Source organism: Burkholderiales bacterium (genome assembly GCA_036262035.1).
GTDB lineage: Bacteria > Pseudomonadota > Gammaproteobacteria > Burkholderiales > SG8-41 > JAQGMV01.
Genome location: DATAJS010000022.1, coordinates 1 through 21,599 on the forward strand (window position 1 = coordinate 1; position 21,599 = coordinate 21,599).

The 21,599-nt window shown below is 67.8% G+C and carries 22 protein-coding genes; 6 read left to right on the forward strand and 16 right to left on the reverse strand.

What is annotated here, in order from left to right; translation table 11 throughout:
• Positions 1-372 precede the first annotated feature (372 nt).
• The 3 genes from VHP37_23515 to VHP37_23525 are packed head-to-tail and all read right to left on the reverse strand — an operon-like array spanning position 373 to position 2,898.
• Positions 373-903 (reverse strand): metal-dependent hydrolase, encoded by a 531-nt coding sequence (locus VHP37_23515; GenBank protein HEX2829338.1) that lies wholly within the window; start codon positions 901-903, stop codon positions 373-375.
• A complete protein-coding gene (locus tag VHP37_23520; protein ID HEX2829339.1) occupies positions 903-1,925 on the reverse strand; it encodes a phosphatase domain-containing protein in 1,023 nt (340 codons plus the stop codon). Before VHP37_23520 ends, VHP37_23515 begins: the two co-directional genes overlap by 1 nt.
• Before the next feature lie 10 nt (positions 1,926-1,935).
• Positions 1,936-2,898 (reverse strand): tripartite tricarboxylate transporter substrate binding protein, encoded by a 963-nt coding sequence (locus tag VHP37_23525; GenBank protein ID HEX2829340.1) that lies wholly within the window; start codon positions 2,896-2,898, stop codon positions 1,936-1,938.
• Between the two features lie 93 nt (positions 2,899-2,991).
• On the opposite strand from VHP37_23525, the gene VHP37_23530 reads away from it, so the two are divergent.
• From VHP37_23530 to VHP37_23545, 4 genes are read left to right on the forward strand one after another with little or no spacing between them, the layout of a single operon-like run.
• On the forward strand, positions 2,992-6,108 hold the full coding sequence (locus tag VHP37_23530) for a response regulator (GenBank protein HEX2829341.1): 3,117 nt from the start codon (positions 2,992-2,994) through the stop codon (positions 6,106-6,108).
• Between the two features lie 25 nt (positions 6,109-6,133).
• Positions 6,134-6,964, forward strand: a complete 831-nt coding sequence (locus tag VHP37_23535) for a CheR family methyltransferase (GenBank protein HEX2829342.1) — start codon at positions 6,134-6,136, stop codon at positions 6,962-6,964.
• Positions 6,958-7,539 carry a chemotaxis protein CheB gene (locus VHP37_23540; protein ID HEX2829343.1) on the forward strand — a complete coding sequence of 194 codons (582 nt, stop codon included), beginning with the start codon at positions 6,958-6,960 and terminating at the stop codon, positions 7,537-7,539. The genes VHP37_23535 and VHP37_23540 overlap by 7 nt, the downstream gene beginning before the upstream one ends.
• On the forward strand, positions 7,539-8,651 hold the full coding sequence (locus tag VHP37_23545; protein ID HEX2829344.1) for a hybrid sensor histidine kinase/response regulator: 1,113 nt from the start codon (positions 7,539-7,541) through the stop codon (positions 8,649-8,651). Before VHP37_23540 ends, VHP37_23545 begins: the two co-directional genes overlap by 1 nt.
• Here VHP37_23545 and VHP37_23550 read toward each other — a convergent pair.
• The 7 genes from VHP37_23550 to VHP37_23580 form a co-directional block, all read right to left on the reverse strand.
• Positions 8,648-9,130, reverse strand: a complete 483-nt coding sequence (locus VHP37_23550) for a GDYXXLXY domain-containing protein (GenBank protein ID HEX2829345.1) — start codon at positions 9,128-9,130, stop codon at positions 8,648-8,650. The genes VHP37_23545 and VHP37_23550 overlap by 4 nt on opposite strands.
• Positions 9,123-10,181, reverse strand: coding sequence for a DUF4401 domain-containing protein (locus tag VHP37_23555; GenBank protein ID HEX2829346.1), 1,059 nt, complete (start codon positions 10,179-10,181; stop codon positions 9,123-9,125). The genes VHP37_23550 and VHP37_23555 overlap by 8 nt, the downstream gene beginning before the upstream one ends.
• Entirely contained in the window at positions 10,178-11,140 is a 963-nt protein-coding gene (locus tag VHP37_23560; GenBank protein ID HEX2829347.1) for a DUF2157 domain-containing protein, read from the reverse strand. Before VHP37_23560 ends, VHP37_23555 begins: the two co-directional genes overlap by 4 nt.
• Positions 11,137-11,454 carry a hypothetical protein gene (locus tag VHP37_23565; GenBank protein ID HEX2829348.1) on the reverse strand — a complete coding sequence of 106 codons (318 nt, stop codon included), beginning with the start codon at positions 11,452-11,454 and terminating at the stop codon, positions 11,137-11,139. The genes VHP37_23560 and VHP37_23565 overlap by 4 nt, the downstream gene beginning before the upstream one ends.
• 2 nt (positions 11,455-11,456) lie before the next feature.
• Positions 11,457-11,810 (reverse strand): BON domain-containing protein, encoded by a 354-nt coding sequence (locus VHP37_23570; GenBank protein ID HEX2829349.1) that lies wholly within the window; start codon positions 11,808-11,810, stop codon positions 11,457-11,459.
• 101 nt (positions 11,811-11,911) lie between these two features.
• On the reverse strand, positions 11,912-12,472 hold the full coding sequence (locus tag VHP37_23575; protein ID HEX2829350.1) for a YaeQ family protein: 561 nt from the start codon (positions 12,470-12,472) through the stop codon (positions 11,912-11,914).
• A 30-nt stretch (positions 12,473-12,502) separates the two neighbouring features.
• A complete protein-coding gene (locus tag VHP37_23580) occupies positions 12,503-13,450 on the reverse strand; it encodes a tripartite tricarboxylate transporter substrate binding protein (protein ID HEX2829351.1) in 948 nt (315 codons plus the stop codon).
• A gap of 58 nt (positions 13,451-13,508) precedes the next feature.
• Here VHP37_23580 and VHP37_23585 point away from each other — a divergent pair, with 58 nt between their 5' ends.
• Positions 13,509-14,486, forward strand: coding sequence for a tripartite tricarboxylate transporter substrate binding protein (locus tag VHP37_23585; GenBank protein ID HEX2829352.1), 978 nt, complete (start codon positions 13,509-13,511; stop codon positions 14,484-14,486).
• A 29-nt stretch (positions 14,487-14,515) separates the two neighbouring features.
• Here VHP37_23585 and VHP37_23590 read toward each other — a convergent pair whose 3' ends face one another.
• From VHP37_23590 to VHP37_23615, 6 genes are all read right to left on the reverse strand, one after another.
• On the reverse strand, positions 14,516-15,493 hold the full coding sequence (locus tag VHP37_23590; protein ID HEX2829353.1) for an ABC transporter ATP-binding protein: 978 nt from the start codon (positions 15,491-15,493) through the stop codon (positions 14,516-14,518).
• Positions 15,494-15,497: 4 nt separating this feature from the next.
• The gene (locus VHP37_23595; GenBank protein HEX2829354.1) at positions 15,498-16,514 is read right to left on the reverse strand and encodes an ABC transporter ATP-binding protein; all 1,017 of its coding nucleotides are present in this window, start codon (positions 16,512-16,514) and stop codon (positions 15,498-15,500) included.
• Positions 16,514-17,392, reverse strand: coding sequence for an ABC transporter permease (locus VHP37_23600; protein HEX2829355.1), 879 nt, complete (start codon positions 17,390-17,392; stop codon positions 16,514-16,516). Before VHP37_23600 ends, VHP37_23595 begins: the two co-directional genes overlap by 1 nt.
• Positions 17,392-18,333, reverse strand: a complete 942-nt coding sequence (locus VHP37_23605; protein ID HEX2829356.1) for an ABC transporter permease — start codon at positions 18,331-18,333, stop codon at positions 17,392-17,394. Before VHP37_23605 ends, VHP37_23600 begins: the two co-directional genes overlap by 1 nt.
• Before the next feature lie 118 nt (positions 18,334-18,451).
• On the reverse strand, positions 18,452-20,029 hold the full coding sequence (locus tag VHP37_23610; GenBank protein HEX2829357.1) for an ABC transporter substrate-binding protein: 1,578 nt from the start codon (positions 20,027-20,029) through the stop codon (positions 18,452-18,454).
• Positions 20,030-20,194: 165 nt separating this feature from the next.
• Positions 20,195-20,995, reverse strand: coding sequence for a class I SAM-dependent methyltransferase (locus tag VHP37_23615; GenBank protein ID HEX2829358.1), 801 nt, complete (start codon positions 20,993-20,995; stop codon positions 20,195-20,197).
• Between the two features lie 120 nt (positions 20,996-21,115).
• On the opposite strand from VHP37_23615, the gene VHP37_23620 reads away from it, so the two are divergent.
• Positions 21,116-21,577: a cupin domain-containing protein gene (locus tag VHP37_23620; protein HEX2829359.1), complete on the forward strand. Its 462-nt coding sequence runs from the start codon at positions 21,116-21,118 to the stop codon at positions 21,575-21,577.
• Positions 21,578-21,599: the final 22 nt, after the last annotated feature.

Below are 21,599 nucleotides of genomic sequence, written 5' to 3' on the forward strand. Positions count from 1 at the left end.
ACTCGAAGTAGGTGGCCTAAACGACGCAATATAAAGCGTCGTTGACCCTGTATAAATTGTAACCACGGCAAAATAGTCGCACAGGTTCAGCGCCTTGGCTGCAAAATAGTAAGGTCTGACAAAAAAAGCAAACGCGTCAGGAGCGCCGGGGTGCGCGCGTCGCTTGCGGCACTCAACCTGCAACCATCGCGTGCCACCTTCGCAGCCACGGTCGGGCGCGGGCTTTGAGCCCGTAAAGGGTCCGAGGAGCGCCCGGTCAAAGTCAAAATGGGTTCCCGATCGCGCAACAGCGCGCGTCGGGAATGACGGTGTAAGGCTGACGCGGGTCGGGAATGACGGATTCGATCAGAGGCGCGGCATTCTCGAGACAATTCAAAACGGATTCCCGCCTTCGCGGGAATGGCGAGACCGTCGCAGCGTCGCGTAAAGCACGAGCGCCGGCACCCACACCCAGACGATCTCCGAGGTCAGCACTTCCAGCCCTCGCTCGGAAAAGAACCGCCGTATTCCCAGCGGCGACACTTCGATCGGCGTCCACGGGAAGAAGTAGCGCTCGTCGTCCAGCGGCCAGAGCAGCGGGATGCCCGATCCGCCGTTGGTGCACATGTCGAGCAGCGGGTGAGATAAGAGGCAGACGAAGACGAACAGGAACGCTTTGACGTGCGTCGTGCGCAGCGCGCGTGCGATGAGCGCCGCGCACAACGCACCAAACAGCGCGGCGAGCGGCGTGTGCGTGATGCCGCGATGCGCGATCGCGGACCAGTAATGGCTGATGTACACGTCGAGATCCGGCGCCATCGAGGCGGCGACGCCGGCGAGCAGCAGCCGGCCGGAGATCGCACGCGAACCGAGTCCGAATCCGATCGCCAAAGGCACCGCGGGATGCGAGAGGATGGTCGGCATCAGGATTTCTCTTGTCGTATCTCGGCGAGCGCCGAGCTGTCGATCAGGCCTTCGCCCGCGGCGTGCACCGCCGCGAACTCGCTGTCGGGCGCGAGCACGAATTGCGCCCGGCTCGCGCGTATCGCTTCGGTGAGCGCGGCGATCGCCGACAGCCGTTCGGGCCGCGTGTCGATCGAGCGGATGTAGATCGCGAGTACGCGGTCGGGGAAGCGCTTCACCACGTCGGCGTAGATCTCCGGATCGCGCTCGGCGCTGTCGCCGATCAGCACGAACGGAAGTTGCGGGTACGCCGCGAGGATGCGCTCGATGTTGGCGAGCTTCCGGCTCGGCTGCCGTCGAGCGCCCAGCATCATGCGCGGGCCGAAGTCGCGCAGGAAGATCGGGCCGAGCGGTATCCGGTTCAACTTGTAGAACTCGACCAGCAGCCCGTAGAGGTTCCACGGCCCGTTGGAGACGTAGAAGATGGGATTCGCCTGGCCGCCCGACGCGCCGTCGTGCAGCGCGCGATAGAGCGCGGCGATGCCCGCGAACGGCGTGCGGGCGTGCGAGTTGGAGAGCAGCACGGTCGCGAGCATCGAGAGCGTGCTGCCGACGTTGGTCGTGACGACGGTGTCGTCGATGTCGCTGATGACGCCGTAGCGCGCCTGCGGCGGCGGGACGACGATCTGCGCCGTCGCATCGGACACCCCCGGCACGACCGGCGCGTCGGGAAGATCGAGCGCGACCTCATGCCAGACGCTGCCAGCGAGCGGCGCGCCCGCGGGCATGTCGATCGAGAAATACCCTTCGTGGTCGGTGACGGCGAGCGCTTCGCTCGCTCCGTGGCGCGCCCGCACGCGCGCGTTCGGCACGTCGCGCGTCGCGAAGCGCTTCCACATGTTCACCAGGTTGCGCCATCGCGTGTCGTCGGGGTGCGATTCGATCTCGACGACGTACTTGAGCACACGCCCTTGCAGCACGAGGCGCTCGCCCGTGCCGTAGCCCATGTAAGGCTCGATCGCCCACTTGCGGGCGTTCCTCACCCGGATGGCGCTACTCTCCCTTGATGCCGGCCTGCTTGATGACGCGGCTCCACATCGCCTGCTCGGACTTGATGTGCCCCGCAAATTCCTGCGGCGTGCTGCCGACCGCTTCCGAGCCTTCGGCGGCGAGGCGCTGCGCCATGTCGGGCGACTTCATGGCCTTCGCGGCTTCGCTGCCGATCTTGTCGACGATCGCCCTGGGCGTCTTCAAAGGCGCGACGAGCCCGTACCAGTTCACGACGACCACGCCGGGGATGCCCGCTTCGGCCATGGTCGGCATGTTGGGGAGTGCCTGCACGCGCTTGGGCGGCGTCACCGCGAGCGCGCGCAGACGGCCGGCCGTGATGTGCGGGATCGACGAGATGATCGTGGGGAACGACACCGGCACGCGTCCGCCGATGAGATCGCCGTAGGCCGCGCCCATGCCTTTGTACGGCACGTGGACCATCTTCGTCCCGGTCGCGATCTGGAAGAGCTCGCCTGTCATGTGGATCGGGCTGCCGATGCCCGAAGAGCTGAAGGTGTATTTGCCGGGATTGCCTTTGAGGTGCTGGACGAACTCGAGCGCGGTCTTCGCCGGTATCGACGGGTGTATCGCCAGCACGTAACCCTGCGCGGTGACCTGCGTCACCGCCGCGAAATCGCGCGCGAGGTTGTAGCGCGACTTGTAGAGCAGCGGATGGATGATGGGCGTGGTGCTCGCCATCATCAGGGTGTGCCCGTCGGGCGCCGCCGCGGCCAGGATGTCGAGCGCGACCTGGCTGCCGGCGCCGGGACGGTTGTCGACGACGACGCTCTGCCCGAGCGCGTCGGAGAGCTTTTGCGCAAGACCGCGCGTGACCGTGTCCATGCCGCCGCCCGCGGCGAGCGGCACGAGTATGCGGACCGGTTTGGTAGGGAAGCTCTGCGCGTGGGCACAAGCACTGCTTAGTGCGAGCGCCGCCATGCCTGCAATCGCGATCTCTTTCTTCACGGTTCCTCCTCGTCTCGCGCGTGGCTGCGGATCGGGTAGGATATCGCGCCAGGCGGCCTCCGTGCCGTCCTTCCTCCGATCGCTCCCCCGCAAATGAATCTCGAACGGCGCATATCCGACCACGACGCCGCCGTGTATCTCGGCATCGCGGCGATGTTCACGCTCGTGTTCATCGTCGATTACTTCACGCGGCTCGGTCTGGCCGAGTGGATATTGCACGTGGTGCCCATCGGGCTGTGCCTGTTCCAGCGCCGCGCATGGCTCCCGCTGTTCGCCGGGCTCGTTGCGACCATGCTGATCGTCCTCGGTTTTCTCGTGTCGCCGCAGGGTGCGGCGGCGCAGCTTGCCGCGATCAACCGCACGATCGGCGTGGTGACGATCTGGTTCGCGGCCCTCATCGTGCGCCAGACTCTGCTCGCGCGGGCGCGCGCGGCCGCGCTGGCGTGGCTCGCCGAAGGTCAGGTGCGGATCGCGCAAAGCGCGCTCGGCGATCTCAAGCCCGCCGAAGTCGGCGACGCGCTGGTCGCCAGCGTCGCGCGTTACGTGGGCGCACAGACGGCGGTGCTCTATCGCCGCGAGTCCGGCGTCCTGCAGCGCAACGGCGTGTACGCCGCGTCCGAGGCGCCGCAGACCCTGCGTCTCGGCGAAGGCGTCACCGGCGAGGCGGCGAAATCGCCCCGGGCGCTGGTGATCGAAGGTTTGCCGCCGGACTACCTGCGCATCGCGTCCGCAACCGGCTCCGCGGCGCCCCAGGCGCTGATCGCTGCGCCCATCACCGCGGAAGGCGCGCCGCACGGCGTGATCGAGCTCGGCTTCGCCGCGAGGCCCGCCAACGTCGACGAGGTGCTCGCGCTGCTCGACCGCGTCGCGGGCGACGTCGGCGTGACCGTGCAGAGCGCGCTGTACCGCGAGCGCGTGCTCGAGCTTCTCTCGGAAACGCAGCGCCAGGGCGAGGAGCTGCAGGCGCAGCAGGAGGAGCTGCGCGTCGCGAACGAAGAGCTCACCGAGCAGAGCTCGGCGCTGAAAGAGTCGCAGGCGCGGCTGGAGAACCAGCAGGCGGAGCTCGAGGAGACCAATGCGCAGCTCGAAGCGCAGGCGACCGATCTCGAGCGCCAGAAAGCCGATCTACTCAACGTGCAGAGCGAGCTCAAGCGCTCGGCGCAGGAGCTCGAGCGCGCGAGCCGCTACAAATCCGAGTTCCTGGCCAACATGTCGCACGAGCTGCGCACGCCGCTCAACAGCTCGCTCATCCTCGCCAAGGTGCTCGCCGACAACGGCGCGGGCAACCTGACCGAGGAGCAGGTGAATTACGCGAAGGTGATCCACACCTCGAACAACGACCTGCTCGCGCTCATCAACGACATCCTCGACCTCTCCAAGATCGAGGCCGGCCACGTCAAGGTCGAGCCCGAGGCCGCCGCGCTCGACTCGGTGCTCGAGCCGCTGCGCGCGAGCTTTGAGGCGGTCGCCAGCGAAAAAGGCCTGGAGCTGGTGTTCGACGTCGCCGCCGACGCGCCGCAGTCGCTCACGACCGACGTGCGCCGGCTCCAGCAGATCCTGCGCAACCTCCTGTCGAACGCGCTCAAGTTCACCGCAAAGGGACGCGTCGCGCTGCGCGTCTCCGGCGCGGGCGGCGGCCGCGTCGCGTTCGCGGTCGAAGACACCGGCATCGGCATCCCCGAAGATCAGCTCGAGCCGATCTTCGAGGCATTCCACCAGGCCGACGGCACGACGAGCCGCAAGTACGGCGGCACCGGCCTCGGGCTTTCGATCTCACGCGAGCTGGCTCGGCTCCTCGGCGGAATCATCTCGGTGACGAGCACGGTCGGCGTCGGCAGCACGTTCTCGCTGACGATACCCGTGACGCTCGACAGCGCCGCAGGCGACACTGCGGCCGAGCCGGCGCCCGCGCCGCGCGCCGCGCCGGTTCCGCAGCGCGAGCCGCGTCGCGCGAGGCCGGCGACGCCCGAGCACATCCCCGACGATCGCGAGCACCGCGCGCACGAGCGGCTGATCCTCATCGTCGACGACGACGTCAACTTCGCCAGGATCCTCTACGGCCTCGCGCACGAGCTCGACCTCGACTGCATCCACACGGTCAACGGCTCCGACGCGGTCGAGCTCGCGCGCCGGCACAACCCGAGCGGCATCCTGCTCGACGTGGGGCTCCCCGACGACTCCGGCTTGTCGGTGCTCGAGCGGCTCAAGCGCGATCCGGACACGCGCCACATCCCGGTGCACATGCTGTCGGTGGAAGACCATACCCAGCCCGCGCTCGAGCTCGGGGCGGTCGGCTACACGCTCAAGCCCGCGGCGCGCCACCAGCTCGTCGAGGCGATCGGCGCGCTGCGCTCGCGCGGCAACGGCCGCACGCACAGCGTGCTCGTCGTCGAGGACGATGCGGCCCTGCGCGAGAGCATCGCGGTGCTGCTGCGCGCGGAAGACGTCGAGATCGCGCTCGCGGGCTCCGCGGCCGAAGCGCTGGAGCGGCTGTCGACGGGCACGTTCGACTGCGTGGTGATGGACCTCGCATTGCCCGACGCGAGCGGTTTCGATCTCCTCGAGCGCATCGCGCAACAGGGACGGCCCGGCGACTCCGACCCTTTGAGACGCGCTCGCTATACGTCGGCGCCGGTGATCGTGTACACCGGCCGCCAGCTCTCGCCCGACGACGAGCAGCGCCTGCGCCGCTATTCGCGCTCCATCATCATCAAGGGCGCGCGCTCGCCCGAGCGCCTGCTCGACGAGGTGACGCTCTTCCTGCACCGCGTCGAGTCGACGCTGCCGCCGGACCAGCAGAAGCTCCTGCGCCAGGCGCGGCAGCGCGAGGCGTCGTTCGAAGGGCGCACGATCCTGCTTGCCGAGGACGACGTGCGCAACATCTACGCGCTGTCGAGCGTGCTCGAGCCGCTCGGGGCGAAGCTCGAGATCGCACGCAACGGCCGAGAAGCGCTGGACAAGCTCGCGAACGGCAACCGCATCGACCTCGTGCTGATGGACGTGATGATGCCGGAGATGGACGGGCTTGCCGCGATGCGCGAGATCCGCAAGTCGCCGCAGCTGTCCAAGCTGCCGATCATCGCGATCACCGCCAAGGCGATGCCCGAGGACCGCCAGGCGTGCCTCGACGCGGGGGCGAGCGACTACGTGTCCAAGCCGATCGACGTCGACAAGCTGCTGTCGCTGTGCCGGGTGTGGCTGCCCAAATGAACGCCGGCAAACAAGGCCTTGCCGCATGACCTACGTCGAGCATCGCGACACCTTCGACGAGGAGCTCAAGCTCCTCCTCGAGGCGATCTACTTCAAGTACCAGCACGACTTCAGGCATTACGCCTTCTCGTCGCTGCGCCGGCGGGTGACGCTCGCGATGCAGCGCTTCGGCTGCCGCAGCGTGTCGCAGCTCCAGGACCGCGTGCTGCACGAGCCCGAGGTGTTCGGGCAGATGCTGCAGTACCTCACGGTGCAGGTCTCGGAGATGTTCCGCGACCCGCAGTACTTCAGGACGCTGCGCGCCGAGGTCGTGCCGGTCCTGAAGACTTATCCCTCGATCAAGCTGTGGATCGCCGGGTGCAGCACGGGCGAGGAAGTGTGGTCGTTCGCGATCCTCCTCGCCGAGGAAGACCTGCTCGACCGCACGCTCGTCTACGCCACCGACATCAATGCCGAATCGCTGCAGGCGGCCGAGGCCGGCGTGTACGCGCTCGACCGCGTCGCGCAGTTCAGCACCAACTATCTTGCCGCCGGAGGCACGCGCTCGCTGTCCGATTACTATCACGCAGCCTACGGCGGCGCGGTGTTCGATCGCGCGCTCAGATCGAAAGTGCTGTTCGCCGACCACAGCCTCGCGACCGACACCGTGTTCTCCGAGGTGCACCTGGTCTCGTGCCGCAACGTGCTGATCTACTTCGACCGGCCGCTGCAGGATCGCGCCATCGGTCTGTTCCGCGATGCGCTGGTCCACCGCGGTTTCCTGGGGCTGGGCTCCAAGGAAAGCCTGCGGCTCACGTCGCACGCCGACGCGTTCGCCGAGCTCTCGGCGACTTCGCGGATCTACCGCAAATGCTGAGCTTCGACGCGATCGTCATCGGCGCATCGGCCGGCGGCGTCGAGGCCGTCTCGGCGCTGCTCCACGCGCTGCCGTCGTCGTGCGGCGCCGCGGTCGTGGTCGTGATTCACGTCCCGCCGGGGAACGACAACCTGCTCGCGCGCGTCCTCGCGCCGCGCTGCACGCTGCCGGTGCGCGAGGCGGCCGACAAGGAACCGGTCGAGGCGGGCAACGTCTACGTCGCGCCGCCGGGCTACCACCTCCTGATCGAGCCGGAGAAGACGTTCGCGCTGTCGCTCGACGAGCCGGTGCACTACTCGCGCCCGTCGCTCGACGTGCTGTTCGAATCGGCGGCGCACGCCTACCGCGAGCGGCTGCTCGGCATCGTGCTCACCGGCGCCAACGCCGACGGCGCCGAGGGACTGCGCATCGTGCGCGAGCTCGGCGGCACCGGCTGGGTCCAGCAACCCGAGACCGCTTACGCGCAGGCCATGCCGGCGGCGGCGATCGCGCGCGCGGGCGCCGACCGCGTCGCGACCGTCGCCGAGATCGCGCAGGCGCTCGGTGCCCTTCACGGCGCAGCAACTACGAACTGATGAACGAACCGATCAAGATACTCGTCGTCGACGACGTGCCGCAGAACCTGGCGGCGATCGAGGCCGTGCTCGCACGTCCCGGCCTCGAGCTCCTCAGCGCGCGCTCCGGCGAGGAAGCGCTCGAGCTGCTGCTCGTGCACCACGTCGCGCTCGCGCTCATGGACGTGCGCATGCCGGGCATGGACGGCTTCGAGCTCGCCGAGCTCATGCGCGGGGCCGAGCGCACGCGCGACGTGCCGATCATCTTCATGACCGCGGCGTCGCACGATCCGCTGCGCACGTTCAGGGGTTACGAGGCGGGTGCGGTCGACTTCCTGCACAAGCCGATCGACCCGTTGATCCTCAAGAGCAAGATCGACATCTTCGTCGAGCTCTACTCGCAGCGCCGCCGCATGCAGGCGCAGCTCGAGGAGCTGCAGCGCGCGCTGCGCCTGAACGAGACGTTCGCGGCGGTGCTCGGACACGACCTGCGCAACCCGCTCAATGCGATCTCGATGGGCGCTGAAGTGCTGCTGCAGGTCGCGTCCGACGACAAGGTGCGATCGATCGGCGAGCGCATACGCGCCAGCACCCGGCGCATGGCGAAGATGATCGAGCAGCTCCTCGACGTCGCGCGCATCCGCGCCGGCGGCGTGTCGCTCGCGATGAACCCGGGCAACGTCGCGGACGTGTGCGGCACGATACGCGAGGAGCTCGAAGCCGCGCGCTCGCCGGGGCGCATCGCGGTGAGCTGCAGAGGCGACACTGCCGCGACCTTCGACGCCGACCGGCTGTCGCAGGTGTTCTCCAACCTCATCGGCAACGCGCTCCAGCACGGCGCGCCGGAGACGCCGGTGAACGTGACGATCGACGGGGAGGACCCGCGCGTGGTCACGGTGCGCATCAGCAACGAAGGCGCCATCCCGGCCGAGCGGCTGACGACCCTGTTCGAGCCGTTCCAGTCGATCGGCTCGCAGGGCGGGCTCGGCCTCGGGCTCTACATCGCCAAGCAGTTCGTGCAGGCGCACGGGGGCGACGTCGCGGCGCGCGCCGAGCCGGCGCAGCACACCACGTTCGAGTTCTCGATCCCGCGCACGCCGCCGGCGACCGACGGCGGGAAGGTCACGCTCTAGAGCGGCTGGAGGTCTTTGCCGCGCATGCGGGTGAGCAGCAGCTCGCCGTCGGGGTCGACGCGAAACTCGCCGTAGCGTGCGGGCTCGTAGCGCGCGGCGGTGCCTTCCTCGAAGAACCACGCATTCGTGGCGAACTTCATCTCGCCCGCCCGGATACGGTAGCGCAGCCGCAGCTCGTCCGCGGCGAGCGGCCGGCCGTCGTCCATGCGCGCGTATTTCGCGACCCCGTCGGACCCGACGGTGACCACGATCCGCCCGTCCTCGGCCTGCCGCGCCTCCCTCAGCGCCGCCTGCGCCTCGCGCGCGATCGCGAAGCTCAGCGCCATGTAATCGCCCTGCATGAGCGAGCGCGGGTCGACCGGCGCGAGCTCCAGGTAGACGATCCGGCCGCTCTCCAGATGGTGCTCGCGCTGGACGATGCTCCAGTCGACGACCGCGAGGACGCCGACGCACGCGACGAGCGCGATCGCGCTACGCATCGGGGAGCACCCGTTTGAGCAGGAGCGCGCGCGCACCGAGCAGAACCGCGCCGGCGGCGGCGAGCGTGGCGGCCTTGCCGAGCAGCGTGAGATCGAGGCTGTAGTAATAGCCGCCGATATACCCGAGCAGTCCCGCCAGCCCGAGACCCCACAGCACGACGTTGCCCGCGGCAAAACCGAGCACCACGATCGCGAGCCCTCCCGCGAACCCGGGCGCGTGCAGCGACGCGGCGCCGAGGAGCGCGGCGGCGAGCACCGCCGCGAGCGCGGGCCGGTCGGTCAGCCGCCAGCCGGCCCGCCTCACGAGCGCCGCCACCGTAGCGAGCCACACTCCCGCAACGAGCGCTTCGCCTGCGCCGAGGAGCGTAGGGGGCGGTGCGATGAAGCTCACGTCGAAGAACGCACCGCGGCCGAGCACGGCCGCAGCCTCCATCTGTACGAAGGCGAGCGTGAGGCCGTACGCGATCGGGGTGACCAGTGAATGCCTGCGTGCGAGCCGTGCTTCGTTCAGCCACAGCCATGCGAACGCCGCGGCGATCGCGCCCGGCGCGACCACGCCCATGCCGGTTCCGCGCAGCGCTATCGCCAGCGCGGTCGCAGCGGCATACGAGGAGCCCACGCGGTGGAGGTAGCTCGGCATCGCCACCACGAGGCCGGCTTCGAGCGCTGCGATCACAGAGGCGATGCCCGCGAGCGAATGCGCTTGCAAGGTATCGACCAAGCCGAAGACGAAGAACGCCTGACCGGCGATGCTGATCGCGAGCGCGAACATCGGCGCGAAATCGCCGGCGGGGCCATGCCGGAATATCGCGTAGGCCGCTCCGATCAGCGACGCGCCGATGACGGCGGCGGCGACCGGGCTGTTGACGATGAACTGGAAAGCGAGCGCGAAGAACCCGATCAGGAACAGCGCGGCGACGATGCCGGCCGCGCCGAGCATCACGCGCACGTACCACGGCGTCTGCGATTCGCGCGGCCGCGGCATGTCGCCGTGCGTGAGCCCGGCGCGCGAGAGCGCGTCCCACAGCCTCGTGTCGCGCGCCGCGCTCATTCGGCGGACTCGGCGGCGAGCTGTCGCAGCCACCACCCCGATGCGGCCGCCATGCCGATCACCGCGAGCGCGATCAGCAGCGCCGCGCCGGCGCCGCCGCCCAGGGCGAAGAGATGCCTGCCGAGGAACGCGGTGACGACTACGATCGCGGACAGACAACCGCCCGCCAGCATGAAGAGGTCGCGCCTCAACCGCACGTACACGTAGCCGCCGCACGCGAGCCATGTCGCATAGGCCAGCACCGCGATCGCATCGCCGGCGTCGCCGTCGAGCACTGCGTGCAGCGCGAGCATCGCGACCGCAACGCCGCTCGCGACCGCGATGACGCGGGGCGCCCAGCGCGAGGCCAGCCAGTCGATGCGCGTCGCGGCGAGCTCCCACACGGCCAGCGCCAGCGTATTCAGCGCGAAGAGCAGCCAGAGCGGGCTTTCGCCGGTGAAAACGAAACCGAGCCAGCCCCCGAACGTGCTGAAGTACAGCGCCGCCGCGAGGTTCGCCAGGGCGAGCCACATCACCCACAACGCGGCGTAGCGGCCGACGATCACCCACGGCACGATGAGCGCGCCCCAGGCAGCGAAGAGCTCGAAGGTGTCGGCGCCGGTCTGGTAGGTCTGTCCGACGAGCGCGAGCAGCGCGCCGAGCACGATGCACGCGACGAGCAGAGCGGCTTTGGCGGAGGCCCTCTCGGGTCCCAGCCGCCAGTACGCGACGACTGCCGCGACGATCGCGATCTGGAGCAGGCCGAACTTCGCGTAGCGCCCCAGGGCGCTCCAGTTGTAGGCGATGAAGAACACGACTGCGACGCCGAGCGCGGCCGCGCCCGACCACAACAGCAGCCGATCGAGGAACGTGCGCCAGTGCCTCGCCGACGGCAGCACGCCCGCCGCGGACAGCGCTGCTTGCGCGTCGTCGATCGCCCCGTGCTCGGTCCACGAGAGGATCGTCGCGCGCTCGCTCATTTGGCTTTGGGATCCGGGCATGCGCCGGCGCGATAGCCGACGACCTTGGGATCGCTGCATGCGCTGCACGCGTTGCCGCGCGTTTCGTTGACGCTGGAGTCGCAGGGGACGGTCACGCAGCGTTTGCCGGTGTCGACCTGCGCGCACACCGGACGGTACTCGCGCGTGCAGATCTCCGGACGCGGGTTGCTGCACGCGACGTAAGGCTGCGATGAGGCGGGCTGCGATGGCGGGAGTTGCGGCGCATCCGCGGCGGCGCATGCGCCGCTCAGCGCCACGAATCCCAGCAAAGCCGCTCGCATCGTGGGCGACACGGCTACTTCTTCGCCGCGCCGACGGTGATCTCGTTCTTCACCGACGTCACGCCGTGCACGCGCTTCGCGATCTCCTCGGCCTTGGCCGATTCCTGCTTCGACTTGGCGCTCCCCGTGAGCTTGACGACGCCCTTGTCGGTGTCGACGTGGATCTTCATCGCGCTCACCGTCTTGTCCTTGGCGTATTCGGCCTTGATCTTGCCGGTGATCGCCGCGTCGTCGATCACTTCGTTGGTCTTCGCGACCGCCTGGTCGACTTTGCTCGGGGCCTTGTCGGCGGCTTTGTCGGCCGCGCCTGCTGCGGGCGCCAGGAACAGCGCCAGAGCGGCGCAGGTGATCGAGAGCAGAGCTTTCATGGTTACCTCCGGTTTGCAAAAAACGAAAGGCCCGCGCAGCCGAGGCTCGACATTCCTTCGAACGCCGGAGCGCAGCGGGACGTTGACTTACGAGACACCCTTCAACGCGCCGCGTTCTCTTCGGCCTTGAGCATTTCCAGGTGAATCTCGACGCTGGTGTCGTCGTCGGCGAGCCAGACGTGGCCATCTTGTATGGTGCAATGCAAACGCATCGTGCGGTCGACGAGCGCGGCGAGGCTGCGAGTCTCCGCGGCGGGCAATCGCACGACCGTCACGTTGCGCGCCTTGTCGATGCGGCCGGCGACCTGTTCCCACCAGAGCGCCGAGGCGTGCGGCGCGCCGTAGCTGTAGACGTGAACTCGCGCTGCGCGTCCCGCGGCTTTGCGGATGCGCTTCTCGTCGGGCAAGCCGACGTCGATCCACGTGTCGATCGCGCCGGTCAGATCTTTCTCCCACACGTCGGGCTCGTCGTCGTCGGAGAGGCCGCGGCCGAAGGCGAGCCGCTCTCCCGCGTGCAACGCGAACGCGAGCACGCGCACCATCATCCGCTCGTCGGTCTCCGACGGATGCCGCGCGATCGTCAGCGCGTGCTCGGCGTAGTAACCGCGATCCATGTCTGCAATCTGCAACGCGAGCTTGAATATCGTCGCCTTGAGGGCCATTGGGTCTTTCGTTCGGGATGCCGCGGGAGCTTACAGGCCAGAGGCCTTCATGACCTTGCCCCAGATCGCAAGCTCGGCGGCGATGTGACGCGAGAAGGCATCCGGCGTACCTGCCGCGGGCTCCGCGCCGTCGGCGGCGAGGCGGTCGATGGTTTCACGGTCCTGCAACGCCGAGACCAGCGCTGCATTCAGCTTGGCAATTTGAGCGTCGCGCGTGTGAGCCGGCGCGACCAGCCCGAACCACGACGTCACGACGTAGCCCGGCACGCCCGATTCGGCGACCGTCGGCAGGTCGGGTGTCGCCGCCGCGCGCTTCGGTCCGGTCGTCGCCAGCGCGCGCAGCTTGCCGCTGCGCATGTGGGTGAGCACCGCGACCACGTTCGCGAACATCACCTGCACCTGGCCGCCGATGAGATCGACGATCGCGGGTCCCGAGCCTTTGTAAGCGACGTGGACGATGTCGGTTCCGGTGAGCCCCTTGAAGTATTCCCCGGCGAGATGGGTGGAATTGCCGTTGCCGCCCGAGCCGTAGTTGAGCTGGCCGGGTTTGGCCCTGGCGAGCGCGATCAGCTCTTTGACGTTCTTCACCGGCAGCGACGGATTGACGACGATGACGTAATGGCTCGTCGTCGCCTGGCCGATCGCGGCGAAGTCGCGCACCGCGTCGTACGGCGCGGGTTTGACGAGCAGCGCGTTGATCGTCATCGAAGGTGCGGCCATGAGGATGGTGTAACCGTCGGGCGGCGCCTTCGCAGTGATCTGGCAGCCGATCGTCCCTCCGGCGCCCGCGCGGTTGTCGACCACGAGCGTGCTCTTGAGCGTCTCGCTCATGCGCGTGGCCATCATGCGCGAGACGATGTCGACGCCGCTGCCGGGCGTCGATGCGACGATCATGCGGATGGGGCGTGACGGATAGGCTTGCGCGCTTGCAAGACACGGCACCGCAAGCAGGGTGCTGACAGCGACTATTCGAAGCATCGGACCTCCTTCTTTGATGACCTATACTACAGACACAACAATCGAAGAAGGAGGAAGGATGAGGTCCGCCGTATTCGCCGTATTCGCCGCAGTCGCCGTCGCCGTCGCCTTCGCCGCACCGGCGCTCGCGCAGCAGAACTATCCGACGAAACCGATACGCTTCATCGCGGCCTTTCCTCCGGGCGGCACGAGCGACATCGTCGCGCGGCTGGCGGCGCAGAAGCTCACCGACGCGCTCGGCAAGCAGGTGATCGTCGACAACCGCGGCGGCGCATCCGGCACGATCGGCTACGACATGGCCGCCAAGTCGCCCGCCGACGGCTATACGCTGCTCCTGGTCAGCATGGGCGGGCTCGTCACCAACCAGTTCCTCTTCAAGAAGCTGCCGTTCGATCCGCAGAAGGATTTCGCGCCGATCTCGCAGCTTGCGACCGCCGGTCAGGTGCTCGTGATCAATCCCGGCATTCCTGCGAAATCGGTACAGGAGCTCGTCGCGCTGGCCAGGCCGAGCCCGGGCAAGTTCAACGTCGGCTCGGGCGGGCTCGGCACCACGCAGCAGATCGTCGGCGAAGTCTTCCAGAACGCGACCGGCATCAAGCTCACGCACGTGCCTTACAAAGGCAGCATCCTGGCGGTGACCGCGACCGTGGCCGGCGAAGTCTCGATGACGTTCGCCGACAGCGCGCCCGCGGTGCCTCACGTCAAAGCAGGCCGGCTGCGCGCGCTCGTGGTCAGCGCGGAGCAGCGCTCGGTCGCGCTGCCCGATGTGCCCACCATGGCCGAGGCCGGCATCAAGGAGTGGTTCCCGCAGACGTGGTGGGGCATGGCGGCGCCGCGCGGCACGCCGCGGCCGATCATCACCCGGCTCAACGCCGAGGTCGTGAAGTTCATGAAAGCGCCCGACGTGCAGGAGAAGTTCGCGAGCCTCGGTCTCACGCCGCTGAGCAGCACGCCCGAGCGCGTGTCGGAGCTCGTCAGGACCGAAGCGCCGCGCATGGGCAAGCTCCTCAAGGCGGCCGGCATCCAGCCCGAATAGAAATCCGGGTCAGAGTCACATTACGCTTTCTAAATCTGACTCTGACCCGGATTTTTGAGGTGGCACGCGACGAGGTGGCCGGGCTTCACCGCCGTCAGTGCCGGCTCGTCGACGCGGCAGCGGTCGAACGCATACGGGCAGCGCGTGTGGAAGCGGCAGCCTGACGGCGGATGGACCGGGCTGGGGACGTCGCCCGCGAGGATCACGCGCTTCCTGTGCGCGCGCGGGTCGGGCACCGGCACCGCCGAGAGCAGCGCTTCGGTGTAGGGATGCTGGGGCATCGAGAACAGCGAGCGCTTGTCGGTGAGCTCGACGATCCTGCCGAGATACATCACCGCGACGCGATGGCTGATGTGCTCGACGACCGCGAGGTCGTGCGCGACGAAGAGATACGACACCTTGAGCTCGCTCTGCAGGTCCATCAGCAGGTTGATGACCTGCGCCTGCACCGAGACGTCGAGCGCCGACACCGGCTCGTCGCACACGATGAGCCGCGGGTTCGAGCTGAGCGCGCGCGCGATGCCGAGCCTCTGGCGCTGGCCGCCGGAGAACTCGTAGGGATACTTCACCATCTGGTCGCGGCGCAGGCCGACTTTCTCGAAGAGCCCGGCGACCCGCTCGCGGATGTCGTCGTCCGATGCCGCTTCGAAGTTGCGGATCGGCTCGGCCACGATGTCGAGCGCGCGCATGCGCGGGTTGAGCGACGAGTACGGGTCCTGGAAGACCGCTTGCAGCTCGCGCCGCACCGGGCGCATCGCGGCGGCGCCGAGCGCATCGATCGCTTCGCCGCGCCATCTCACGCTGCCGCGCGTCGGCTCGATCAGCCTCAAGATGAGCTTGCCGGTGGTCGACTTGCCGCAGCCGCTTTCCCCGACGAGGCCGAGCGTCTCGCCTTCGGCGATGTCGAAGCTCACGCCGTCGACCGCATGGACCACGCCCAGGCGCGAAAGCACGCCGGTGCGCACCGGGAAGTGCTTGGTCAGGTCGCGGACTTCCAGTAATGACATGGGGTCAGACCCCGGCCTTACCGGGGTCTGACCCCGGTTTAGCTGTGAGCAGATGAGAGTTCCAGCAGGCGGCGTAATGCCCTTCGGCTTTCATCTCGAGCGGCGGGTATTCGCGGCGGCAGACATCGGTCGCGTACGCGCAGCGCGGCGCGAAGGTGCAGCCGGCCGGCTCGTCGCGCAGCGAAGGCACCGTGCCGGGGATCTCCGCGAGCCGCGTCACGCCGGCCGAGCTTTCGCCGAGCCGCGGCACCGATTGCAGCAGGCCCAGCGTGTACGGATGCCGCGGCCGCGCGAACAGCGCCTCGACCGGCGCCTGCTCGACCTTACGCCCCGCGTACATGACGACGACGCGCTGCGCCATCTCCGCGACCACGCCGAGATCGTGCGTGATGAGCACGATCGCCGCACCGGTCTTGTCCTTGAGATCGCGCATGAGCGAGAGGATCTGCGCCTGTATCGTCACGTCGAGCGCGGTGGTCGGCTCGTCGGCGATCAGGAGGCGCGGCCCGCACGCGAGCGCCATCGCGATCATCACGCGCTGGCGCATGCCGCCGGAGAGCTCGTGCGGATACTGGCTCACGCGGCGCCGGGGCTCAGGAATGTTGACGAGCGTCAGCATCTCGACCGCCTTGGGCCACGCGTCGCGGGCGGACATGCCGCGGTGCACCTGCACCGTCTCGGCGATCTGCCGGCCGATCGTCAGCACCGGGTTGAGCGAAGTCATCGGCTCCTGGAAGATCATCGAGATCTCGTTGCCGCGCACGCTGCGCATCTCGCGCTCGGAGAGCGCGAGCAGGTCGCGCCCCGCGAACCCGATCCGCCCCGTGACGATGCGCCCCGGCGGCGAGGCGATGAGCCGCAGGATCGACAGCGAGGTCACGCTCTTGCCGCAGCCCGATTCGCCGACGACCGCGAGGGTCTCTCCGCTTTCTACCGAGAACGACACGCCGTCGACCGCGCGCACGACGCCGTCGCGGGTGTAGAACCAGGTGCGGAGATCTTCGACTTCGAGCAGCGCCATCACATCCTTCTCGCGAGGCGCGGATCGAGCGCATCGCGCAGCCCGTCTCCCAGCAGGTTCACCGCGAGCACCGTCAGCGACAGGAAGACGCCGGGGAAGAAGATGAGATAGCCGGCGATCTGGAACAGGCTGCGCGCCTCGGCCATGATGTTGCCCCAGCTCGGGATGTTGGGCGGAGTGCCCGCGCCGATGAACGAGAGGATCGCTTCGGTGATCATCGCCGAGGCGCACACGTAAGTCGCCTGCACGAGCAGCGGCGCGACGGTGTTGGGCAGGATGTGCCGCGTGAGGATGCGCGGCAGCGTCGTCCCCGCCGCCACCGCCGCTTCGACGTACGGCTGCTCGCGCAAGCCGAGCACCAGCGAGCGTACGAGCCGCACCACGCGGGGCACCTCCGCGAGCGTGATCGCGACGATCACGTTGCCGATGCTCGCCTTGGTCAACGCCATCAGCGCGATCGCGAGCAGCACCGACGGGATCGACATGAGGCCGTCCATGACGCGCATCACGATCGCGTCGAGCCAGCGGATGTAGCCGGTGACGAGGCCGATCGCCAGCCCGACGAGCGTCGACAGCGCCGCCACCGCCAGACCGACCGCGAGCGACACGCGCGACCCGTAGATCACGCGGCTGTAGACGTCGCGTCCCAGCATGTCGGTGCCGAACCACCACTCCGCCGACGGCTGCTTCAGGCGCTTGATCGGCGACACTGCCTCGGGGTCGACCGTGCCGAGCCACGGTGCGGCGAGGGCGACGACGATCATTAGCGCGAGCACCGCCGCGCCGGCGATCGCGGTGGGATGGCGGCGCAGCGCGGATTTGAACCGCACCCATGTCGGGGACGCGGAACGTTCGACGGGCAGGGCGATCGCCGACATCAGTAACGGATCCTGGGATCGAACAGCATGTAGGACAAGTCGACCGCGAGGTTGATGAGCACGTATGTGGCCGAGAAAATCAGGATGATCCCCTGGATCACCGGGTAATCGCGGCGCAGGATGGCGTCGACCGTGAGCCGTCCGATGCCGGGGATCGCGAACACCGTCTCGGTCACGATCGCGCCGCTGATGAGGAGCGCAATGCCGATGCCGACGATCGTCATGATCGGCACCGCCGCGTTCTTCAACGCGTGTCCGACCAGCACCTTGCCCGGCGCGAGCCCTTTCGCCTGCGCGGTGCGCACGTAGTCCTGCGCGAGCACGTCGAGCATGGTGGCGCGCGTGATGCGCGCGATCAGCGCCATGTACACCGTTCCCAGCGCGAGGCTGGGCAGGACGAGGTGGCGCAGCCATTCCCACGCGCCTTCACTGAGGTTGCGGTAGCCCTGCACCGGCAGCCAGTCGAGCTCGATGGAGAACGTGAGGATGAGGATGTAGGCGAGCACGAACACCGGCAGCGAGAAGCCCAGCACCGAGAATCCCATCACGATGCGATCGATCCACGTGCCCGCTTTCGCCGCGGCGATCACGCCGAGCGGCACTGCGACCGCGACCGCGACGAAGAGGGTGCACAGCGTGAGCGCGACCGTCGGCTCGACGCGCTGGCCGATCAGCGTGGTCACGGGCAGGCGCGTGAAGATCGAGGTGCCGAGGTCGCCGTGGAGCAGCGCCCACGCCCACGCGCCGAAGCGCACCAGGAACGGCTCGTCGAGCCCGAGGTTCGCGCGGATCTTGGCGATGTCCTCGTTGGTCGCCGCGTCACCCGCGATCACCGCCGCCGGATCGCCCGGCGTGAGGTAAAGCAGCGAGAACACCACGAACGCGACCACCGTCATGACGACGACGGTCGCGAGCAGGCGGCGGATTACGTAGGCGAGCAACGCGCTACTAATGCGTCATTGCGAGGAGCGGTAGCGACGAAGCAATCCCGGAGCGTCCGGGAAACGTGCGCCACGGGATCGCCACGTCGCGCTAACGCGCTCCTCGCGATGACGATCGTCACTTCTTCTCGACGTTCCACAGGAACGACACCGGCGCGATGATCACTCCCGAGATGTTCGACCGGTACGCCGTCGGCAGGATGAACTGCCCCGTGGGAATGAACGGCACGAACTCGAACGCGCGCTGCTGGACCGCGGTCGCGGCCTTCTTGGAGGCCGCGGCGTCGTTCGAGTTGAACCACGCTTCGCGCAGCTCTTCGAGGCGCTGGTCGGTCGGCCAGCCGAACCACGCCTTGTCGCCGGTGCCGCGAATCGGGAAGTTGACCGCGGGGTTCACCATGTCGGGACCGACGAGCCAGGTGTGGAAGATGTTCCAGCCGCCTTTCTCCGGCGGCTCCTTCACCGCGCGGCGCGTGATCAGCGTGCCCCAGTCGCCGGCCTGGATCTCGGCGTTGAGGCCGAGCTTCTTCAGCATCTCCAGCGTGAGCAGCGACTGCGAGTGCACGATCGGCTGGTCGGTCGCGTCGATGATGACGATCTTCTCGCCCTTGTAGCCGGCTTCCTTGATGAGCGCTTTCGCCTTGTCGAGGTCGCGCTTGCCTTTCAGCGGATCGGCCGAGACCTCGCTCGCGAGTGGCGTGCCGCAGGTGAAGTACGAATAGCAGGGATGGCCGTTCTTCGGGTCGCCCGCGATGCCGATCACGTAGTCCTGCTGGTTCACCGCATACAGCAGCGCCTGGCGCATCTTCGGATTGTTGAACGGCGGGTGCAGGAAATTGAAGCGGATCATGCCCATCGAGCCGAGCGGATCGATGTTCTTGACCGTGATCTGCTTGTTCTTGGTGAGGAGCGGGATGAGATCGGGCGGGAGCTGTTCCCACCAGTCCGCTTCGCCGGCGTTGAGCGCCGCGGCGGCGGTTGCCGAGTCGGGGATGTAGATCCACTCGACGCGATCGACTTTCACCACCTTGCCGCCCGAGGCCCACGACGGCGGCTCCTTGCGCGGCACGTAGTCGGTGTTCTTCACATAGACCACCTTGTTGCCGGGCACCCATTCGTTGCGCACGAAGCGGAACGGGCCCGAGCCGGTGGCGTCCTCGATGTTCTTGAACGCGTCGGTCTTCGCGATGCGCTCGGGCATGATGAACGGCACGTTCGACGACGGCTTGGCGAGCGCTTCGAGCGCGAGCGGGAAAGGCTTCTTGAGCTTGAGCGTGAACGTCTTGTCGTTCACCGCGGCCCACGAGGCGGTCGCTTCGGCGAGCTTCTGCCCCAGCGCGTCGCGCTTGGACCAGCGGTCGATCGACGCGATGCAGTCCGCGGAGCGCACCGGCTGGCCGTCGTGGAACTTGAGCCCGTCGCGCAGCGTGAACGAGTACGTCAGGCCGTCCTTGCTGACCTCGTACTTGTCGACCATCTGCGGCTTGACCTGGAACTTCTCGTCCATCGCGAACAGCGTGTCGTACACCATGTAACCATGGTTACGCGTGATGTACGCGGTGGTCGTGATCGGATCGAGGATGCGCAGATCGGCCTGCGGGATGAACTTGAGGACCTTCTGCTGAGCGTGTGCCGCGGGGAAAGCGAGCAGCGCGAGCGCTGCGGCGGCGACGAGACGGCTGACCGTGGATCCCATGCTGTTCTCCTTATAGTGGTGAAAGCGGGTACCGGTGCTGCCTGATTCTACGGTGCTGCTGCTTGTCATCGCGAGGCGCCGAAGGCGCCGTGGCGATCCCGTGACGCACGCTGCGAGCGTCTCGAGATTGCTTCGTCGCTTCGCTCCTCGCAATGACCGTTCGGGTTACTTCGCGCGCGTCGCCGTCCAGCCAGCCCCCTGCATCGCGTCGCCGCTGACGCGGCCGCTGTATTCGGTGTCGCCGATCGCGAACGCGATCTCGTCGCCTTTGAGCTTGCCGTTCTTCACCGGCACCGTGGCGCCGTTCGACGTATAGCTGCCCGACACGACCTGGAATCTCTGCTCGAGCGCGAGGTCGCCCTGCGGCAGCTTCCAGGTGCCCGCGACCTTGGCGGGGACGATGTAGAGCAGGGCGGTGCACCATGCCATGCACTCGCCTTCGGTGCGGCCGGTCTCGTCGGCCTCCCAGCCGTCGATGCCGAAGTGGTTGGCGACGATGCGCGTGCCGGGCTTGAGCTCGAGAAACTTGGGCGTGAGCCTGCGCAGGTTCTCGGGCAGCAGGAACAGCGCGAGGACCGTCGCCTGCGAGATGTCGGCTTCGTACATGTCGCCCTGGATGAACTTCGCGCGGTCGCCGACGCCTTCCTCCTGCGCGGTGCGCGTCGAGAGCTCGACCATGTTGGCGTTGTACTCGACACCGACCGCGCGTGCGCCGCGCTTGGCCGCCGCGATGATGTTCCGGCCGTCGCCCGAGCCGAGGTCCATCACGAAGTCCTGCGGTGTCACCTTCGCCATGTCGAGCATCTTCTCGACCAGCACCGGAGGCGTCGGCACCCACACGACGTCCTTGCCTTCCTGCCCGACGATGGGCTTGAAGGTGCCTTCTGCGGTCTGGGCGCGAGCCGGGGCACCGCAGAGGAGGAGCGCTGCCAGGAGCGAGATCAGGGCGGGGCGGGCGAAGGTCACGGTGGCGGTCTCCGTCTCGTTATGTGGGCAGTCGCGGATATCTTATCGCAGTAAACTTGCGGGTCCAGCGGGGGAGGCCACCTTCCCGGCCATGGTCACCCATTCAACGGAGAGAGTTTGATGAAAGTAGGCAGGCGAATCGTCACCGGTTTCAATAAAGACGGGAAGAGCTGCGTCAAGTGGGACAGCGAGATCGATCCCATCAACCTGCGGCCCGGCTTCGACAACGTCCCGATGTGGGCCACGAAAAAGCTGCCCGCCGAGACCACCGAAGAGGATCCGAACACGTGGGAGCTGGGCACCAGCCTCGCCAACGGCTCGGTCTTCCGCTTCGGCAAGTACATGCCCGGCAACGTCGCGCGCTGGCACAAGACCGACTCGGTCGACTACGCGATCTGCATCTCGGGCGAGATGGTCATGGAGCTGGAAGACGGCGAAGTGACGCTGAAGCCCGGCGACGTGATCATCCAGCGCGGCACGATGCACAACTGGGTCTGCAAAGGCACCGAGCCCTGCATCATGGCCTTCATCCTCATCGCGACCGAAGGCGCCAAAACGACGGGTTGGAACGAGTCGCACTAAAGGAAGGGAGGTCACGGAGGGA

Bases quoted from the DNA above. Each gene is read 5' to 3' on its own strand.
- VHP37_23515 (HEX2829338.1), bottom strand. From the start codon at position 903: ATGCCGACCATCCTCTCGCATCCCGCGGTGCCTTTGGCGATCGGATTC.
- VHP37_23530 (HEX2829341.1), top strand. From the start codon at position 2,992: ATGAATCTCGAACGGCGCATATCCGACCACGACGCCGCCGTGTATCTC.
- VHP37_23535 (HEX2829342.1), top strand. From the start codon at position 6,134: ATGACCTACGTCGAGCATCGCGACACCTTCGACGAGGAGCTCAAGCTC.
- VHP37_23540 (HEX2829343.1), top strand. From the start codon at position 6,958: ATGCTGAGCTTCGACGCGATCGTCATCGGCGCATCGGCCGGCGGCGTC.
- VHP37_23545 (HEX2829344.1), top strand. From the start codon at position 7,539: ATGAACGAACCGATCAAGATACTCGTCGTCGACGACGTGCCGCAGAAC.
- VHP37_23550 (HEX2829345.1), bottom strand. From the start codon at position 9,130: ATGCGTAGCGCGATCGCGCTCGTCGCGTGCGTCGGCGTCCTCGCGGTC.
- VHP37_23555 (HEX2829346.1), bottom strand. From the start codon at position 10,181: ATGAGCGCGGCGCGCGACACGAGGCTGTGGGACGCGCTCTCGCGCGCC.
- VHP37_23560 (HEX2829347.1), bottom strand. From the start codon at position 11,140: ATGAGCGAGCGCGCGACGATCCTCTCGTGGACCGAGCACGGGGCGATC.
- VHP37_23570 (HEX2829349.1), bottom strand. From the start codon at position 11,810: ATGAAAGCTCTGCTCTCGATCACCTGCGCCGCTCTGGCGCTGTTCCTG.
- VHP37_23575 (HEX2829350.1), bottom strand. From the start codon at position 12,472: ATGGCCCTCAAGGCGACGATATTCAAGCTCGCGTTGCAGATTGCAGAC.
- VHP37_23580 (HEX2829351.1), bottom strand. From the start codon at position 13,450: ATGCTTCGAATAGTCGCTGTCAGCACCCTGCTTGCGGTGCCGTGTCTT.
- VHP37_23585 (HEX2829352.1), top strand. From the start codon at position 13,509: ATGAGGTCCGCCGTATTCGCCGTATTCGCCGCAGTCGCCGTCGCCGTC.
- VHP37_23590 (HEX2829353.1), bottom strand. From the start codon at position 15,493: ATGTCATTACTGGAAGTCCGCGACCTGACCAAGCACTTCCCGGTGCGC.
- VHP37_23595 (HEX2829354.1), bottom strand. From the start codon at position 16,514: ATGGCGCTGCTCGAAGTCGAAGATCTCCGCACCTGGTTCTACACCCGC.
- VHP37_23600 (HEX2829355.1), bottom strand. From the start codon at position 17,392: ATGTCGGCGATCGCCCTGCCCGTCGAACGTTCCGCGTCCCCGACATGG.
- VHP37_23610 (HEX2829357.1), bottom strand. From the start codon at position 20,029: ATGGGATCCACGGTCAGCCGTCTCGTCGCCGCCGCAGCGCTCGCGCTG.
- VHP37_23620 (HEX2829359.1), top strand. From the start codon at position 21,116: ATGAAAGTAGGCAGGCGAATCGTCACCGGTTTCAATAAAGACGGGAAG.